Source organism: Myxococcales bacterium (assembly GCA_012517325.1).
Lineage (GTDB): Bacteria > Lernaellota > Lernaellaia > Lernaellales > Lernaellaceae > JAAYVF01.
This window is the reverse complement of sequence record JAAYVF010000025.1, coordinates 93,709-112,040: the sequence shown is the minus strand read 5'-3', so window position 1 is coordinate 112,040 and position 18,332 is coordinate 93,709. Positions and strand designations below refer to the sequence as shown.

The following is an 18,332-nucleotide window of genomic DNA, read 5'->3' as shown; positions in this document are numbered from 1 at the left end:
CGGCGGGTCAATCCTCCGGCGAGCGCGGTTCCATTTCCGGTAAAAGCCGTTCGACTTCCTCGGCCAGCTTCAGGCCGACTTGCTCTTCCTCGTCGACCACGACCGTCGCGCCGGCGATTTCCGGCTCCCAGCGCAGAACGTGATACCGGGCGCGCGCCACGACCTTTTTCGGGCCGGCCAGGGCGCGCACCGATTCGATGATCTGGCGCGACGTTTGCGGATTGGGCACAGTCACCGCGACGATCTCGGCGCGCCGCACCCCCGCGTGCAACAACACGTCGCCGTGGCCGGCGTCGCCGAGAAACGCCGGCAGACCCTGCTCGCGGGCCACCAGCACCGTGCGCGGATTCTGATCGACGATCGCCGGACGGATCTCGTGCTTTCGCAAAGCCGCGGCGACGCTCTGGCCCGCGGGACCGAAACCGACGATCAACACCCGCGCCACGTCGGGATCCGCCGCCGCTTCCGTCTCGCCGGCGTTCGCCCGGCGGCGCAGCAGCCGTTCGGCCAGCGGTCGGGCGTACGCCACGAGGTAGGGGGTGATGAACAGGGTGACGATCGTCACGGCCACCAGCAGATCGAACAGCTCGCCCTGCAGGATTCCCTCGCGCTGCGCCGTGGTCGCCAGGACGAACGAGAATTCGCCGATCTGCGCCAGCGAGATCGCGGTGGCCAGCGAAATCAGGCGGCTTTGGCGGAAGAGGCGCAGCGCCCCGTAGGCGGCCAGCGTTTTGAGCGCGAGCACGATCGCCACGACGGCGAGCACCAACGGCAGATGCCAGAACAAAAACGCGGGTTTGGCGAGCATGCCGATGGAGGCGAAAAACAGCGTGACGCACAGGGTTTTGAGGGTGCCGATATCGGCGTTCATCTGCGAGGCGAAAGGCGATTCGCCCAGCAACATGCCGGCGATGAAAGCGCCGAGCGCCGGCGAGAGCCCCAGGGCGTGCGCGCCCCAGGCCGAACCGAGCGCCGCCAGGATCGTCAGCAGAATCACCAGTTCGCGGGTCCGCTGCATCTCGCCGGCGAACAGCAGTCGCGGCACCAGGTGATAGAACAACAGGTAAAAAACCACCGCCAGGACGACCGCCGCCGCGACGGCCTGCCCGAGTTGCCGGATCACGCCGGCTTCGCCGCCGCTCGTGCCCAGCATGGTGACCAACAACACCAGCGGCACGACCGCCATGTCCTGAAGCAGCAAGATGCCCAGGGCGTTGCGGCCGCGCACCGAATCGGTTTCGCCACGGTCGGCGATGACCCGCAGCACCACGGCCGTCGAACTCAAGGCCGCCATGGCGCCGATCACCAGCGCTTCCGGTCCCGAACGAAACAGCGCCGCTACGCCCGCGAATACCGCCAACGTGCCCACCACCTGCACCGCGCCGCCGCCGAACGCCACCGGCCCCAGGCTGCGCAGGCGCCGCAGCGAAAACTCGAGGCCGAGCGAAAACAGCAGCAGCGACACGCCCAGTTCGGCGATGCCCGACACCGCTTCGGTATTGAACAGAAACGGTCCGAGCAGCGAACCGGCCAGCAGGTAACCGATGATTGCGCTTTGCCGCAGGCGCTCGGCCGCCGCCCCCAATACGAAGGCCGCGCCGAGCAAGAGCAGCATTTCCGACAGAATGACCCACAAATCCATGAACAGGCCTTTCCCGCCGATCGCCCTAACCGATCGATCAAACGATGGCTTTCCTTCAATTAAACCGTTCGCTAGGCGATAATCAATCCGGTGCGGGTTTAAAATCCAGGGTTTGCTCGCCAGGCGGAACTATCGCCAATATGCCGCGTGACAGTGCTTTTGGATGTTCTCGTCGGCGGTCAGCAGGCGGCGTTTTTCAACGATCGCCTGGGCGACGATGAGACGATCAAACGGATCGCGGGTCCATGACTGCCGCAGCGCTTCCCCGACGACTTGCGGAAAAGCGGTAGCGGCCAGACAAAGCCCAATTCGTTCGACCAGATCCTGGCGGACCGTTTCCGCCGGCGCGGCGACCCGGCCGATTTCATAGAGATATTGCAGTTCCAGCAGCACGGCCGGCGAGATCGCCAATTCCGACTTGCCGAGCGTTCGCCAGACCGGCCGCAGCCTCGCCCGGTCACCGCTATAAAGCCAGGCCACGACATGCGTATCGAGATGGATCAGGGTTTCCATTGATCGGACCAATCCAGATGCACGAGTTCATCCGGGTCGCACTGCAGGTAGCCGGTCCGCGGTTCCAACCGGTTCATTTTATCCGCCGGCTTTTCCAAAACGAGGCGAATGATCTTCCCACCCCGGTTGATTTCGATCGGTTCGCCCGTTTGAACGACGCGGTCCAACAACCGGTACAGATTGGCTCGCAATTCGGTCGCCGAGATCGTCACGGCATTTTTCCTTTACGTACGTACATTCCGTACGTACGTATAGCACCCCAACCAAACCGTGTCAACCGCCGGCGTCTCGACCGGCTCAGTCCGTCGCTCGGATCGTCAGGGTGAATTCCCCCGCCTGGCCATCCCAGGGTACCAGGGCGCGGCGGGTTTCGTCATCGACCGTCAGGGAAAGGCTTTCGCCGTTTAAATCGGCGGTGAAGCCGTCCGGGAAAACGCCTTCCGGCAAGTAGACGAGCGGCGGGCCCTCCCCGCCGGCGGCCGCGAACTCGACGGTCAGTTCGCCGGTTTCCGCGTCCCAGGTCTGGGCGATCAGGCGACCCGGCACGGCCAGGATCGTCGGCCGCAGCAGCTCGTCCATGCCCGGGCCGGTGCGTTGGGTCCAGGTGTCGGTGTCCGGATCGTAATCGAACAGGCCCCAGTTGCCGCTGCTTTTTTCCTTCCAGACCCAGAACGCCAGGCCGATGCCGCGCTCGTCAGCCAACCGCCGCGTCGCGGCGAAATACGCCGGCGCGTACGCGTCGCCCGGATGCGTGCCCCACTCGCCGACGACCGTCGCGGCATTGCCCCACGACGCGGCTTCGGTGAGCGCCCGGTCGTAGGTCGGGGTGATGGCTTCGAGCCATTCGTCGACGGTTTCGTAATTCATGCCGATGAAATTCGGGTACAGGTGCGGTTCGTAGACGAGGTTGTCGTCGGGAAACGGTTCGCGGCGCAGCGGCGCCCACAGCAGGTTGTTGCGCAACACATCGGGTTCCAGCCAGAGCGTGTGCCGGGTGTCGATAGCGCGCAGGCCGCTGGCCGCCTTGTAATAAAATTCGTAGAGCCAGTCGGGCAAAATCGATTCCGGCTCGTTGTAGGGCTCGAAGCCGATCACCTGCGGCAGCGCGGCGTAGCGGGCGACGACCACCTGCCACGCGGGCAGCCAACGTTCCTGCAGGTTCTGGTAATCGGTGAAAAACGCGAACACCGCCAGCGCCAGCCGCCACGAGATATCGACCTTGTCGTCGCCCGGCACGTAGGGCGGGTAGTGCGCCCACAGCGGTGCGCCGTCATCGCCGATGTACTTCGAGTATTTGTCCTGGTGAAAGTCGATCAGCACGTACAGGCCGGCGTCGCCCGCCCAGGCCACCACCTGGTCGATTTTTTGCAGATACGCCTCGTCGATTTCGCCCTCGATCGGCTCGATGCCGCTCCAGTTGATCGGCAGGCGAAAGAGACTGTAACCGTCGCGGACCATCGCCGCCGCGTCCCAATCGGTGTATTCGGCGACCGCCTGGCTCCAATAATCGTTGCCGTCGAACAAGCCCGCGACGCGGGCGTTGATACCGTTCGGCAGCCAGTGCCGGCCGTACTCGTCGACCAGCCGCCTGTCCTTCACGGTGATCCAGCTCAGCGTTTTGACGGTCGGCGGCGGCAGCGGCGTGGTGTCGTCGTTGTCATCGTTATCGTTGTCGTCGTTGTCGTCGTTGTCGTTGTTATCATTGTCATCATTGTCGTCGTCGTCCGAAATCGGTTTCGAATCGGCTGCGGAATCGGCCGTGTCGTCGCAGGCCAGCAGGCAGAAGCCGAAAGTAAAAAGCAGGACCGGCAACAGCACCGACAATATTTTTCTTTCGCGCATGATCGCTTCTCCTCGCCGGCGGCCATCCGGCGCCGGCGGTTTTTCATTTTACACGGAAGAGGGAGACGATAAAGAAGAAATGTCGGCTGGCGCCGGCGCGGGAAGAACCCTTGACCACCGGGCCGGCGAATGGCCTACCCCTTTTTGACGCATCGTGTTATTTAATCCGCTCCACGCGTTCCTTCGGAGGTGCCATGGCTCGCGTTCCCGCTCCTTACGACGTGTTGATCGCCGGCGCCGGACCCGCCGGCGTGATCGGTGCCCTGTCCGCCGCCCGGGCCGGCCTGCGCGTTCTGTTAATCGAGGCCAGGGCGGAGGTCGACACCGGCCATACCTGTCTGGTCGAGGTTGAGTGCGGCGTGTTCGCCCGTTGCGACGTGCCCGCGCCGAGCGACGACGAACTCATTTTCGTGCAAAAAGGCTCCTACCTGCTGACCCCGGCTGGTTTTCCAGCGCTGGTGGTCATGGGGCATCCGCTGCATTCCTTTCAACTCCGCCGCGTCCTGCGGCGCTTTCTCGGTTATGCGAAGGCCGCCGGCGTGGAAATGTTGTTCGAACAGACGGCCGCGCCGCTGGTCGAGGGCGACCGCGTCGCCGGTGTCGTCTTGCGCGATCGGCGCGGCCGCGAACGCGAAATCCGCGCCCGGCTGGTGGTGGACGCGACCGGCCACGCGGCGGCGCTGCTCTCCCGCCTGCCCGAACGGCTGGGCCTGGATTTCGTCGACCGGCCGGAGGATCACGTGCTGGCGCAAAGCCGCCTGTATCGCCTCGATCGCGAGCGCGCGGCGGCCGCGGCGGCGCAGGGCCGGTTCTTCGACGGCTATTCGCACCACCAGATCGGCACGCAGGGCGCCTACAGTACGCTGGGCTATTTCGTTTCGGTCGAACGCGGGGTCGCGTTTCTGCTCAGCGGCATTCAGGAACCGTACACGCCGCCGAGCAACGACGAGGTATTGGATCAACTGGCGGACCGGTTGGGGTTCCTGACCGACGAGGTGTTTCGCGGCGGCAACCCGATCCGCATTCATCGCGCCGGCGCGCGGCTGGTGGCCGACGGGTTCGCGGCGATCGGCGAAGCGGCCAGCATGGTCATTCCGTCGCATGCCAGCGGCATCGCCTCGGGCATGCTGGCCGGGCACTCGCTGGCCCGGCACGCCGCCGAAATCCTGCGCGACGGCGGTGCCGCCACGACCGCAAATCTCTGGCCGTGGCTGGCTGCCTATCAACGCGGGCGCGGCGCGGTGCTGGCCACTTACGACGCCAACCGCCGCTTTCTGCAAACCTTCGACCCGGAGCGCGACATCGAGCCGCTGATGCGCTACGGCATCATGCAGCCGGAAGACATGGCCCACACCCTGACCGCCGAGCCGCTGTCGATCAGCCCGGCGACGTTGCCGCAAAGGCTGTGGGGCATGCGCAAGGCGCCGCTCACCGGCCTGCGCTTCCTCGCCAGCGGCCCGAAGACCCTGCTGGTCCACCGCCACTGGCTCGATTTCCCCCGCGAATGGAACGAGCGTTCCTTCGCCGACTGGAAAAAACTGGCCGACCGGCTGCTGCCTTAAAAAAAAGAGGCTGAAAGGACTATTCTTCTCCGCCTTGCTGATTGTGTCTTTCTATAATCTAACTTGATGCCGATCAAAGGAAAATGATTATCCCCCCATCAGCATGACTGGTACAAAAATCGGGAGCAGGTCATGGATTGGCTTTAACATCCATTGCGACAATCCCGTTTTCGAAAGGATGCATACTCCAAAAATTGAAGTATCCTTCCCGAAATTGAAGAAAATACGGATCCCGATGCTCCGACGGTACATCCTCATGATAGTTTCGCCAATGACGCTCGCAACGCATCCATACTTCCTCCTCAGCCGCTACGCTAAAAATATTACACATATCTTCCGCTAAAGTTGGTTTACAAGCTGGCTCAAGGTAATGGGCGGTCGGTTGCTCTTTGACAATCTGTTCCCAATCCCCTTCGTGATATTTCATCAGCACTGCATATTCGCCGCATTCCCCGTCCGAAGCATTGGTGAGCGCCCAACCGTCACTTTCGGAAAGGAATTCCCAGTGAAAATATATTTCCTCCAGGTTCGCCGCCGATTTGAATACTTCTATTGTCTGGTCCCATTCGGTGCCGTTCCAGTGAGAGAAGTAGACCGGCGCCCATAACAATTGATTGTTCATCGCAATCCATATGTCATCCAGGGCTAAATACTTTATTGCCAGCAGCGTCAGCATATCCTCTGGCGGTACACCTTGGTTGATCGGATGGTCCGTCAAGCAGGTTATTTGCTGACTGGTCGAGCCGTCCCAATGATACAGACAACTAAGGTCGTTGTCGGTATGCAACGCGTCGTTCGGCGCAATTGGATCCGCGCGCGCGAGCTCGGGGAAGTTTTGCCAGATCCCCGAGGTATAACGATAATGAGCGGCAAAGCCGTTTTCACGATCGAAAAAAACAAACGGATGCATCGCATATTCGACTAACTGTCCTGCAAAGTTCAAATCCATCCATTCGCTGTCAAAATATAGATAAACCTGACTGTTGCCGACAGCCGCAAGGGAAAAGACCGCGCTCGTCGAATCGACCATTTTACAGTCATTAAACGCTGTCGGGGCTTCGATGGATTCCCAGCCATTGGTTTTCATTAAAAATGAGTTAATGTAACAAGCGACACCGTAAAGATGTCCATCGTTCACAAAGGCGGGGAAATCCAACGGCGGCAGTGTCGTGTCGTCATCATCGTCGTCGTTATTGTCATCGTTGTCGTCGTCATTTTCGTTATCGTTATCGTTGTCGTTATCGTCATTGTCGTTATCGTCATTGTCGTCGTCATCGTCGTCCGAAACGTTGTCGCTCGCGTCGTTCCCGGACGAGCCGCCGCAGCCGGTAAGCAGAAGCATCGAAAGCAGAAAAAAGAGAATCAGCCATCCTGCCTGACGCGCCTTCATCGCGCTGCCCTCCCAAAGCGGCCCGCGCCGCGAGCCGCCGTCCGATCGGTTCCGTCGCTCCGCGCTCTTTGCCCATCCTTACGTTGACAACAAATATCTATAACACCCGTCACGCCGGCACACAAGTACTTTTTTGTATCCAAAGATAAATATATCATAAAGTGCTTTTTCCCAACCGGCCGCAAATCGTGCCGAGTATGCCTTAACCCTCGCCGCCGCCGGATCCGGCGGCGTTTCGGGTCGTTCTTCTCGTTTACACCCAATCGAAATGGGCGAGGAAGTGCTTCAGCCGCGGCGGCTCGTAGGTGAAGCGCATCCCGCGGATTTTCGTCGTGTGGGCCATCACCGCGGCGCAGGACTGGGCGACGTGTTCCATGTGGTTGTCGCTGTAAACGCGGCGCGGAATCGCCAGCCGCACCATTTCCAGTTTCGGGAAGACCATTTCGCCGGTTTGCGGATCGGGGTGGGCGAACATCACCGAACCGATCTCCACCGCGCGCACGCCGCCTTCCAGGTAGAGGGCCACGCTCAGCGCCTGGCCGGGAAAATGTTTTTGCGGAATGTGCGGCAGAATCTTCAACGCGTCGAGGTAAACGCCGTGGCCGCCCGGCGGGGTCAGCGCCGGCACGCCCAATTCGGTCAGCCGCCGGTGCAGAAACGCCACCTGCCGGATGCGGGCCGTGAGGTTGTCCTCGTCCAACCCCTCGCGCAGGCCCTGGGCAATCGCTTCCAGGTCGCGCCCGGCCAGGCCGCCGTAAGTGACGAACCCCTCGATGACGACCATCTGTTCGGTCACGCGGGCCTTGGTTTCGGGATCGCGCATCGCCAGAAAGCCGCCGATGTTGACGTAGGCGTCTTTCTTGGCGCTCATCAGCGCGCCGTCGGCGTAGCCGAACATTTCGTGGGCGATGTCCTCGATCGATTTGCGTTCGTAGCCCTTTTCGCGGTGTTTGATGAACCAGCAGTTTTCGGCGTAGCGGGCGCAATCGAGGAAGAACGGCACCTTGTATTTGCGGCACACTTCGCTGGTTTCGCGGATATTGGCCATGCTGACCGGCTGGCCGCCGGCGCTGTTGTTGGTGACCGTCATGATCACCAGCGGCACTTTACCGGGATTTTCGGCGAGGATCTTTTCCAGGCCGGCGACATCCATATTCCCCTTGAAGGGCTTGTCGAGGTAGATGTCGAACGCTTGGCTGCAGGGTTCGTTGACCGGATTGGCCCCCTTGGCGGCTACGTTGGCCTCGGTGGTGTCGAAGTGGGTGTTGTTGGGCACGAGGTCGCCCGGCTTGACCAGCACCGAGAACAGCAGGTTTTCCGCCGACCGGCCCTGGTGCGTCGGCAGCACTTCCTGCATGCCGGTGATGCCGCGCACCGTATCCTGGAACCGGTGGAAACTCTCGGCGCCGGCGTAGGATTCGTCGCCGACCATCATCCGGCTCCACTGCTGATCGCTCATCGCGGCGGTGCCGCTGTCGGTGAGCAGGTCGATCGTCACCTCGTTGGCGCGAAGGCGGAACAGGTTGTAATTGGCGCGCTCGGCCGCGGCGCGGCGCTGGCTGGGCGTGGTGATCGGGATTTTTTCGACCATTTTCGTTTTGTAGGGTTCGAAGGCGGGCCACTTGCAATCCGGCATTTTTCTCTCCTCTCAGTGGCTGAATCGAGGGGGAGTTTAAACCGCGGCTTTCGGGGCCGCAATCGGGCCGCGGCGAATTGTATCCGGACTGGATTGCCTTGTTTTTAGACCCTTTCTACAATGGCCGATCAAGTCGTCCGGAGGGAACAAGCGATGAAGAAGCTGTTGACCGTTCTGTTGTTATCCGCCCTGCTGAGCGCCGCCACCGCCTGGGGGGCGCCGGTCCTGTTGAAGAGCCGCACGATCGCGGGCGGCGACGCGGATCTGCCCTGGTCGGCGCTGGCGGAGTTGTCCGGGCGGCACGCCCTGGTGCAACTGGCCCAGACGCCCACCGCAGCGCAGCGCGACGCCCTGGCCGCGCAGGGTGTCCGGTTGTTGGCCGCGATTCCGCAACACGCTTACCTGGCCTACATCGAACCGCGCCGCTATGGCGCGAACAAGGCGCTTTCGCCCTTCCGGCTGGTCGCGCCGCTGGAAGCGGAAGATAAAATGCAGCCCCGCCTGGTCGCCGGCGACATCGACGAATACGCGTACGTCGGCGCCGGCGAGGTTCTGCTGGTCGCGAAATTCTTCGCCGACGTTCCGGTCAAGGAACGGCCCGAACTGTTGCGTTCGGCGGGCGCGGAAATCGTCACCATGGCCGATTCGATCGACCTGGCCTACGTGACGGTCGCGGCGCCCGAGGACGCCTGGCAACTCGCCGACCTGGACGGCGTGCAGTACGTGTCGATTCCCGAACCGGCCTGGGAACCCCGCAACAACAAGGTCCGGGCCCTGGTTCGCGCCAACGCGGTTCACGAGCCGCCCTACAGCGTCAACGGCGACGGCGTCCCGGTGCTGATCTTCGACGGCGGCATCGTGCCGGCCACGACCGACGGCGACGCGATCCACCCCGATCTGAAGGGCCGCTACACCCAGGGCCAGACCGGCATGCCCGACATCACCGGCCACGCCAACCATGTCTCCTGCACCGTGGCCGGCAACGGCGCGATGAGCGACGGCACTTACGCGGGCATGGCTCCGGGCGCTTCGATCGTCTCGATGGACATCACCGCGTCGGCGCTGCCCGGCAACTTCCCCTTCGTGCAAAACAACGGCGACATCGACCTTTCCTACAAAAAGGCCATCGAGCAATACGGCGTGCGCACCGCCAACAATTCGATCGGCGCCAACCTCGGCGCCAACCAGCCGATCACCAAATGCGCCTGGATGGGCGATTACACGATGACCTCGGCGCTGATCGACGAGCTGGTCGGCGGCAAATGGTCGCGGCCGCTGATCATCGTCTGGGCCGCCGGCAACGAAGTGACCTCCGGCTGCCCCGGCACTTTCTACACGATCCCGCCGCCCTCGCCGGCGAAAAACACCATTTCGGTCGGCGCGACCAGCGTGCTCGACGAAGAAATCGCTTTCTTCTCGAGCCGCGGCCCGACCGACGACGGCCGCCTGCGCCCCGACATCGCCGCCCCGGGCCACGAGAAAGACCAGGGCCTGACGATGATCGGCACGCATAGCTGCGCCACCCTGTTCGGCACGCCGATGTACATGGACATGAGCGGCACCAGCCAGGCCTCGCCGGTCGTCACCGGCGCGACCGCCCTGGCGCTGGAATACTGGGACAAGGAAATCGGCGGCGACGATCCACCCCCGGCCTTGATGAAGGGCTTCATCATCCACAGCGCGGTGGACCTGGGTAATCCGGGGCCCGACTACACTTACGGCTACGGCGGTCTGCGCATTCCGCCGCTGCTCGACCTGATCCACGCCGGCACCTTCGACACGGTCACGGTGGAGCAGGGCGACGACTTCGTCGCCAAATTCAAGAAATCCGGCGCCGGCCCGGTGAAAGTGACCATCGTCTGGACCGATCCGCCGGGCGCCTACCAGGCCAAGGGCAACCTGGTGAACGACCTGGATCTGGTGATCATCGGCCCGAACGGAACGCAATACGATCCGTGGCTGCTCGATCCGACCGCCCCGGCCCAACCCGCCGGCAAAGGCGCCGACCACCTGAACAACACCGAACAGGTTTATATCGCCAACGCGCCGTCCGGCGACTACGAAGTGCACATCAAAGGCAACGACGTCGCTCAGGGCCCGCAGGACGTCAGCTACGTTTACAGCGGCCTGGTCTATTCGCCGGATACCGACGACGACGACAACACGCCGGACGACGATGACGCCTCACCGGCCGACGACGACGACGCTTCGCCCGTCGATGACGACGACGACGCGGCCGACGACGACGATGACGACGACAGTGGCGGCTGCGGCTGCTGATCCGCTCGCCTGATGGTTTGCCAGGGCGCCTCTTTCGGGGCGCCCTTGGTTTTTAACCGCCCTCGCCAAAAATGGCGCGGTCATGCCCGAATACGAAAAGGAAAACGGACTGTGGATGGTGTGCCGAAATTTAATCCGGTAATCCTGTCTTATTCGCGTTCATTCGCGTGTATTCGCGGTTAAAAAGCACACCTTTTTCCCGCGCTTCGCGATCCCTCGTTTTACGGCACGAGTTGAATTTCTTCGGGGTAGTCCAGCAGCGGTTCGGGGCCCTGCTCGGTGATGACGTAGCACATTTCCAGGCCGGCGGGGCCGAGTTCGGGGTAAAAGGCCTTGGGCTCGACCGCCAACACCATGCCGGGCTCCAGTGCGAGCGTGAAGCCGCCGGCGATAATCGGGTACTCGTCCAATTCCAGGCCGATGCCGTGGCCGAAAAACTTGACGCGGTTTTCGCCGTAACCCATGAAGCCTTCCGGTTCGCCCTGCGCTTTCGCCCAGGCGCTGATCTCCCGATGGATTTCGTCGCACGGCGTTCCCGGCCGCATCAGGTTTTCGATGCGGCGCAGCGCCGTACGGCAAAAATCGTGGGCGCGCTTCAATTCGTCGGGCGGCTCGCCGAGGCAGAACAAGCGAGCGATGTCGGCGTGGTAGCCCTCGTGATTGCCGACGATGTCGGCCATGACCGGCACCCCGCGCCGGATCGGCCGCCGGCCGGCCACGGGGCCCGAGGCCGGATGCAGGCCGTCGCTGCCCACCGGACCGTCGAACGCCGTCGGATACGACGGGCCCAAACCCGTGCCGACGAGACAGAACCACAATTCCATTCCCGACCGGCGAAACCGCACCAGCCCCTGGTGGCCCTCACGCCGCATCGCCGCCTCGGCCAGCGAGGACAGCTCGAGTTCGGTCGTTCCTTCCCGCAAATTGTCGCGGATCGCCTGAAATGTGGCGAGATACTGCCGCGCCGCCCGGCGATGGCGCTCCACCTCCCACGCCGATTTCACGGCGCGGATCTGGCGGATCAACGGGCCGCTGTCGATCCAGCGGTAAGCGGGCAACAGCGCCTGCAGCCGCAGAAAGGTCGCGGCCGGCAGCACGTCCAGGTCGAGGCCGACGTTCGTCGCGCCGTCGCCGAGCCGGACCAGCAGCTCGTCGGCCAGACCGCGAATCCCCAGAAACGGCCGTACGTCGTCCAGCGGCGATTCGCTTCGGGCGCGCGACAGGCTTTTACGGACGAGTAACTCCGGCCGGCCGGCGGCGGGAACGATGAGCCAGCCGTCGGGCATCGTGCCGGTGAGGTAATAGAGGTCGACCGGGTGCGAGATCACCGCGAGCGGCAGGCCCTGGGCACTCAGGCGGGCCTGAAATCGAGCCGTGCGCGCGGCGATTTCCGCGGGCGGAACGAGGGGCGGATTCAACTCGGAAACGACGGACATGGTGTTCCTCGGCGAAGCGCCGCTCCGCGGTGGCGGGGTTGCCGGCTAGTCGGTGAAGCCTTTGATTTTCGCCTTGCCCTCTTCGACCACCACCTTGAATTGCACCTTGCCGCCGAACTTGGCTTCCAGCGCCGGCCGCTGCTTTTCGATGGATCGTTCGAAGGCCTCGAAGTTGACGTCGGCACCCTCGCCGGTGCGGCGGCGCGATTCGACGAACTGCCGGTAGAGTTCCTTGATGCCGTCGGCTTCTTTCGGCGGCGCCGGCGGGGCCGGCTGGCGGTTGGCCTCCCGGCTTTCCTCGACGGCGCTTTGCTGTGCGGCCTCGCGCACCTCGCTGAGTTTGCCGACGCGCATGTCGGCCTTGAAGCGGTCGGGGGCGTAGGTTCCGGCTTCGATCTGGGCCATGATCCTGTCCCAATAGTGGGCGAAGGAGGAGAACTGGCTGGCGACCGTTTGCAGTTTGAAGCGGATTTGCGTGTTGGTGATATGGACCTGCTGCAGCTTCTCGATCGCCGCCTGCAGCTTATGCCGTTCCGCGAGCGGCGCGCGGCGGAGATCGCCTTTGAAAAACAGTTCGTAGTCCCGCTTCAGTTCGCGAATGCGGGCTTCGATCTTGGCGATGGCGTCCTTCACTTCCATGGCCGACCTCGTGGTAAGCGACGAAAAATCACATCATCCGACAAGCGGATAACTCTATCTTAACGTGCCTGCACCGGCGGCAACAAGTCCCTTTTCCAGTCAGCGCCGGTCCGCCGGATCGACGCGCCAGACGCCGGAGCGATCGGCGATCAGCCAGGAACCATTGTCGCCGACGCTGACGCCGCGCAGCCGCCGGAACAGCCCGGACCGGCCGATACGCAGGCGGCGCACGACCCGCAGCGATTGCAGATCGATCACCGCAACCGTGCCGGAAAAGTAATTGCCGGCGAGCAGCACGCCACGCTTCGCGTCGATCGCCAGATCGCGCGGCCCGACGCCGGCGGCGATCCGGCCGAGCAACCGCAAATCGGAGTCGAACACCAGGATGTTCGCCGCGCCGATGTCGGCCACGAACACCCGGCCGGCGGCCTCGTCGATTTCCAGGCCCGCGTTGATGAAGCCGGCCGGATGCTCGCTCACCACGGTCATGGTCGCCGGATCGAAGGCGATCACGACGGGCTGAATCAGATAACCGGCGGCATAGGCGCGCTGCCGTTGGTGATCCAGCTTGAGGTAGTAGGTGTAGCAAGGCGCGGGAAGCGGCTTGCCCAGACGGCCGCTATTCAAATCCAGCCGGTGAATCGTGCAGGACGTTTCGCAGGCGACCAGCAGGTAGCCGCGTTCCTCGTCCAGGTCGATGCCCAGCGGTTTTTCACAGCCGGGAAGGTCGATCGTCTCGGTCCCGTCCGCGGTCAGGCGGACAAGCGTTTGCGCGCCTTGCCGCCAATAGTTGGTGAAAAAGTCACCGCTCCCGCTCAGCAACATCGTCTGCGTGCCGCTCGTGCCCGGCACGGGGCGATAATCGCCGTCCTGCCCGATCAGCACCTTGCCGGCGGCCGCGTCGGCGATGTAGTCCGTGCCACTCCGCCGCTGGGCTTCGTAGGCGGCCGTCGGCGAAAGGCGGGTTTGCGGCACCGGTTCCGCCCGGTAGTGGTCGGCCAGATTGAGCGCGAGAAACGCCAGCGGTCCGACGAACGCCGGCCAGAGCCAGACGTGACGCCGCCACCAGCCAGTTCGGCGGCGCGTCAGGAAGTAACCGGCCAGTAAAAGGAGGCCTCCGACCGCGCCCAACGGTGGATCGCAGGCGGCGAACAGAAACCAGAACGCGTAGCCGAGCCAGGCCAGGAGAACGACCGGCAGCCAGAGCATTCCGGTCAAAGTACCGGAAACCCACCATTCGGCGTTGAACCGCCGGGCGCGCCAAAGGCTGACCACCAGGGCGACGACCAACAAAACCGCGCCGGCTTTCAACAAGCGGCGCGGGTCGTTGAACGCCATGGACAACGGCATCAGGCCGGTCATCCACAGCAGGCCGAAAAAATAGTCGCGGAAAAAAAGGATTTGTCGTTCGCCTGACGCGAGCTGTTCCGTCATTCCCAGCAACGGCACCACGGCGGCGAGGCAAAAAAAGAAGGTGCCTCGGCGCGGCCGGGGCTTGCCTGTCACGGCGGTCGCGTTATCTCTGAAAGGCACCCGATCGGCTTTTCGGCTCATGGGATCGACGGTCCACCTTGAGATAAACGCCGCCGGGCGAGCGGTTCAGCCGGCGATGTTATGCGTCGCGAGGCGTTCCTGCACCGAATCGATTTCCCGCTGCCGCCGCGCCGCATCCCAACCTAATCGCTCTCCGGCCAGGGATGCAACCGCGGCCAGCGCCGCCTCGTCGAGCTGGCCGGTGGTGCCCAGCCCGGTCCGCCGCCAGACGATGTCCTGCAGCGTCTGCGCCATCTCGGTTTCCACCGCTTCCACCGCCGCCGCGGCCGGAATCGGATGCCGCTCGTCGAGCCGCTTCGCCAGGCGTTCGTCGGCCAGGCGGGCGAGCACGTTTTCGCGGCGGGCGCCGTAGTCCAGACTGAGTTGTTGCAGCATGTCGGCGCCGATCTCGGGATGGCGGCGGGCGCCTTCGGTCAGGAAATCGCGCCAACGGCCGAAATCACCGCCGGGCAGGGGGGCGCGCGCGGTGCGGCACGGCGTCACGGCGCGGCCGAGTTTCTTTTCCACCAGGTCCAGCAGGGTTTCGGCCAGGCGGCGGCTGGTCGTGTATTTGCCGCCAATGACCGTGACGAAGCCCTCGAGCTTGTCCTCGCGCGCGTGGTCGTAGATCTCGTATTTGCGGCTGGCCTTGTAAACCTCGACCTCGACGTCGGTCTCATCCTCGACGATCGGCCGCAGGCCGCCGTAGGTCCAGCAAATGTCTTCGAACTTCAATTGCGCCGAGGGGAAGACCTCGTTGATCTCGCGGATGAAGTCGTCGACCGCCGCGCGGCTGACGCGGTATTCGTCGGGATGGCCCTCGAAGCGGGTGTCGGTGGTGCCGGCCAGCGTCAGGCCGCGCCAGGGGATGAGGAAGAAGTGGCGGCCGCCGCGCGTCCGCAGCACCACGGCGTGGTTTTTGATCACCGGCCGGAAAATCAGGTGGATGCCCTGGCTGCGGATGAGGCTTTTCTTTTCGCCGCCCAGCGCCATTTCGGAGACGAAATCGGCCCAAGGGCCGGCGACGTTGACGACGATCGGGGCGCGCACTTCGCACGTTTCGCCGGACAGCACGTCGCGGACCCGGGCGCCGACGACGCGGTCGTTTTCCTTGAGCAGCGAATCGACCTGGGCGTAGTTGGCGATCTGCGCGCCCAGGCCGGCGGCGGCCAGCACGAATTCGAGCGTCAGCCGGTCGGGGCTGTGCATCTGGCAATCGTAGTAGATCGCGCCGCCCGACAGGCCGGTCGGATCGACCCCCGGCTCCTCGGCCAGCACGGTTTTCTTCGACAGCAGGCGGAACGACGGCACCTGGCGCTCGTGGTCGGCGAGGCGGGCCTTGTCGTAGCTGAGCAGTTCGTAGAGCAACATGCCGGCGCCGATCATCGGCAGATTGTTGGAAGTGCCGCGGTAGGTCGGCACCAGGAACGGCAGCGGATACACCAGGTGCGGGGCGATCAGTTCGAGGATGCGGCGCTCGCGCAGGCTTTCGCGCACCAGCCCGAACTCGAGATTTTTCAGGTAGCGCAGGCCGCCGTGCACCAGCTTGCTCGTCGCGGCGCTGGTCGCCCAGCCGAAATCGTGCTTTTCGACCAGCGCGGCCCGCAGCCCGCGCTGGGCCGCGTCGTACACCGCCGCCGCCCCCGTGATACCACCGCCGATAAACAGAACGTCGAGGGGAGATTGAGACATCCGCTTCAGATCGCGCTTCATCGTTCACCTCTTGGCGATTTCAACGGTTAATATAGGTGGGATGCCGCACCGCGTCAAACCGGCGCACGGCGCCCGCGTGTCGACAAGCGCCGGCCGCTTCGCTATCGTGGCCGAAACAGCCGCGCACCGCGGGAGGCAAGCATGCGACGTGTCTGGATGGGAATCGCGCTGGCGGCGCTGGCCGCCGTTCTGTGGTCGGGAACGCGGGCGGCGGCGCCGGCCGGGCAGAACCAATTGCTCGCGGCGATGCGCGCCGAGCTCGAACGGACGATGGCGCGGCTGTCGCTGCCCGATTACGCCAAGCCCTATTTCGTCGCCTACCGGCTGGTCGAAAACGACAACTACCGCGCCGACGCGATCCTCGGCGCCGAACTCAGCGAAAGCGGCGGGCGGGAACGCAAGGCCTACGTCGAGGTGCGCGTCGGCGATTACGCGCTGGACAACACCTCCGACCGGTCGGAATTCGACTCGTTCGATCCCGACCAGGATACCTTCAATTACCTCGATTACATCGACCTGCCGATCGAGGACGACACCGACGCGATCCGCACGCAGTTGTGGCGCTTGACGGATCTGCGTTTCAAGAACGCGTCGGCCGCCTACCTGAACAAGCGCGCCCGCGCCGTCTACCGCGAAAATCCCGACGGCGAACTGCACGACTTCACTCGCGAAAAACCCGTCCGGCATTCCGCCCCCGATCAGCCGGTCAAACTCGATAAAAAATTCTGGAAGGAAGTGCTGCGCGAGGCCAGCGCCGAGTTGAAGAAGTACCCGGCGCTGCTCGATTCGCAGGCCATGCTGCAAACGCACTCCGGCGTGGAATACCTGCTCAACAGCGAAGGCACCGAATTGCGCGTGCCGTCCTTCTATTTCATGTTTTACGCCCAGGCGCGCGCCCTCACCGACGACGGCCTGACGGTGACCGACTACTATTCGCGCTATGCCCGCAGCGAGGCGGGATTGCCGACCAAACAGGAAATTATCGCCGCGGTGCGCGCGATGGCCGAGCAGCTCGTCGCGTTGCGCGCCGCGCCGGTTCTCGATCCCTACGACGGCCCCGCGATCCTCGACCCGACCGTCAGCGGCATCTTCTTCCACGAGGCCATCGGCCACCGGCTGGAAGGCGACCGGACGCGCGGCGTCGACGAGGGACAGACCTTCAAGGAAAAAGTCGGCAGGAAAATCCTACCGGAGTTCCTCAGCGTCATCGACGACCCGACGCTCCGCCGGTTCGGCGCCGCCGACCTCAACGGCTATTACGATTTCGATCAGGAAGGCGTTCCCGCCCAGCGCGTGACCCTGGTGGAGCGCGGCGTGCTCCGCGATTTCCTGCGTTCGCGCCGGCCGATCCGCCAGGCCGATCACAGCAACGGCCACGGCCGCGCCGATCCGCTGCACGCCCCGATGAGCCGCATGAGCAACCTGATCATTGAGGCCCACGACACCGTGCCCGTCGCCCAACTGAAGGACAAACTGCTGGAACTGGCCCGCCGGAAGGGCAAGCCCTACGGCCTCTGGCTGCGGCAGGGCATGGGCGGCGAGACGGCGACCGACCAGTTCAACTTCCAGGCGTTCGCCAACCGGCCGGTTCTGCTGTACCGGGTCGACGCGCAAACGGGCCGGGAAGAACTGGTGCGCGGCGCGGAACTCGTCGGCACCCCGCTGCTGTCGATCGGCAAGGTTGAAGCCGCGGGCGACGATCCGGGGCTCTTCAACGGCTACTGCGGCGCCGAATCGGGCTTCGTGCCGGTCAGCGTCATCGCGCCCAGCCTGCTGGTCAGCGAAATCGAAATCCAACGCGTCCAGGACAAACCAACCAAGCCGCCCGTCCTGCCGCCGCCGTATGCGGATAAGTGATTTTTTGCCGCGACGAGAGCCCTTGGCCGACTCGATGGGTGCGATTCAATCCGGGGTGCCATGGTCTTCGATCCGTCCGGATCGATGGCCATGCCGAGCGGACACCAATCGTCACCCTGAACAATACCAATCCGTCACCCTGAACTTGTTTCAGGGTCTGAAGCTCAAATGCCGAAACAAGTTCGGCATGACGGGTTGGTGGGCGTCGGCATGACGTTGTGGATTCCGGCTTTCGCACGAAAAGACGGCGAGGGTTTTTATAATTTCCTAACGTCCCGTCAGGGACGAT

13 protein-coding genes are annotated in these 18,332 nt (G+C 63.7%); 3 read left to right on the top strand and 10 right to left on the bottom strand.

Annotated features, from left to right (window positions below; genetic code table 11):
- Window positions 1–7: 7 nt before the first annotated feature.
- From GX444_05285 to GX444_05270, 4 genes are all read right to left on the bottom strand, one after another.
- The gene (locus GX444_05285) at window positions 8–1,642 is read right to left on the bottom strand and encodes a sodium:proton exchanger (GenBank protein NLH48002.1); all 1,635 of its coding nucleotides are present in this window, start codon (window positions 1,640–1,642) and stop codon (window positions 8–10) included.
- 129 nt (window positions 1,643–1,771) lie between these two features.
- On the bottom strand, window positions 1,772–2,155 hold the full coding sequence (locus GX444_05280) for a type II toxin-antitoxin system VapC family toxin (protein NLH48001.1): 384 nt from the start codon (window positions 2,153–2,155) through the stop codon (window positions 1,772–1,774).
- Entirely contained in the window at window positions 2,143–2,367 is a 225-nt protein-coding gene (locus tag GX444_05275) for a type II toxin-antitoxin system Phd/YefM family antitoxin (protein NLH48000.1), read from the bottom strand. Before GX444_05275 ends, GX444_05280 begins: the two co-directional genes overlap by 13 nt.
- A gap of 85 nt (window positions 2,368–2,452) precedes the next feature.
- Complete coding sequence (locus GX444_05270) at window positions 2,453–3,997, bottom strand: glycoside hydrolase family 5 protein (protein NLH47999.1); 1,545 nt, start codon at window positions 3,995–3,997, stop codon at window positions 2,453–2,455.
- Between the two features lie 194 nt (window positions 3,998–4,191).
- On the opposite strand from GX444_05270, the gene GX444_05265 reads away from it, so the two are divergent.
- Window positions 4,192–5,559, top strand: a complete 1,368-nt coding sequence (locus GX444_05265; GenBank protein ID NLH47998.1) for an NAD(P)/FAD-dependent oxidoreductase — start codon at window positions 4,192–4,194, stop codon at window positions 5,557–5,559.
- Between the two features lie 130 nt (window positions 5,560–5,689).
- On the opposite strand, the gene GX444_05260 is transcribed toward GX444_05265, so the two are convergent.
- The gene (locus tag GX444_05260) at window positions 5,690–6,949 is read right to left on the bottom strand and encodes a hypothetical protein (GenBank protein ID NLH47997.1); all 1,260 of its coding nucleotides are present in this window, start codon (window positions 6,947–6,949) and stop codon (window positions 5,690–5,692) included.
- A 253-nt stretch (window positions 6,950–7,202) separates the two neighbouring features.
- Window positions 7,203–8,585 (bottom strand): tryptophanase, encoded by a 1,383-nt coding sequence (locus GX444_05255; GenBank protein NLH47996.1) that lies wholly within the window; start codon window positions 8,583–8,585, stop codon window positions 7,203–7,205.
- Between the two features lie 153 nt (window positions 8,586–8,738).
- On the opposite strand from GX444_05255, the gene GX444_05250 reads away from it, so the two are divergent.
- Window positions 8,739–10,865, top strand: coding sequence for a S8 family serine peptidase (locus GX444_05250; protein ID NLH47995.1), 2,127 nt, complete (start codon window positions 8,739–8,741; stop codon window positions 10,863–10,865).
- 221 nt (window positions 10,866–11,086) lie between these two features.
- On the opposite strand, the gene GX444_05245 is transcribed toward GX444_05250, so the two are convergent.
- The 4 genes from GX444_05245 to GX444_05230 all read right to left on the bottom strand — a co-directional run bounded on the left by GX444_05245 (window position 11,087) and on the right by GX444_05230 (window position 16,186).
- Window positions 11,087–12,301: an aminopeptidase P family protein gene (locus GX444_05245; protein NLH47994.1), complete on the bottom strand. Its 1,215-nt coding sequence runs from the start codon at window positions 12,299–12,301 to the stop codon at window positions 11,087–11,089.
- 45 nt (window positions 12,302–12,346) lie between these two features.
- The gene (locus tag GX444_05240) at window positions 12,347–12,940 is read right to left on the bottom strand and encodes a hypothetical protein (protein NLH47993.1); all 594 of its coding nucleotides are present in this window, start codon (window positions 12,938–12,940) and stop codon (window positions 12,347–12,349) included.
- A gap of 99 nt (window positions 12,941–13,039) precedes the next feature.
- Window positions 13,040–14,494 (bottom strand): hypothetical protein, encoded by a 1,455-nt coding sequence (locus tag GX444_05235; protein NLH47992.1) that lies wholly within the window; start codon window positions 14,492–14,494, stop codon window positions 13,040–13,042.
- A 45-nt stretch (window positions 14,495–14,539) separates the two neighbouring features.
- The gene (locus GX444_05230) at window positions 14,540–16,186 is read right to left on the bottom strand and encodes a glycerol-3-phosphate dehydrogenase/oxidase (protein ID NLH47991.1); all 1,647 of its coding nucleotides are present in this window, start codon (window positions 16,184–16,186) and stop codon (window positions 14,540–14,542) included.
- Window positions 16,187–16,327: 141 nt separating this feature from the next.
- On the opposite strand from GX444_05230, the gene GX444_05225 reads away from it, so the two are divergent.
- Window positions 16,328–18,043: a TldD/PmbA family protein gene (locus tag GX444_05225; protein NLH47990.1), complete on the top strand. Its 1,716-nt coding sequence runs from the start codon at window positions 16,328–16,330 to the stop codon at window positions 18,041–18,043.
- Window positions 18,044–18,332 lie beyond the last annotated feature (289 nt).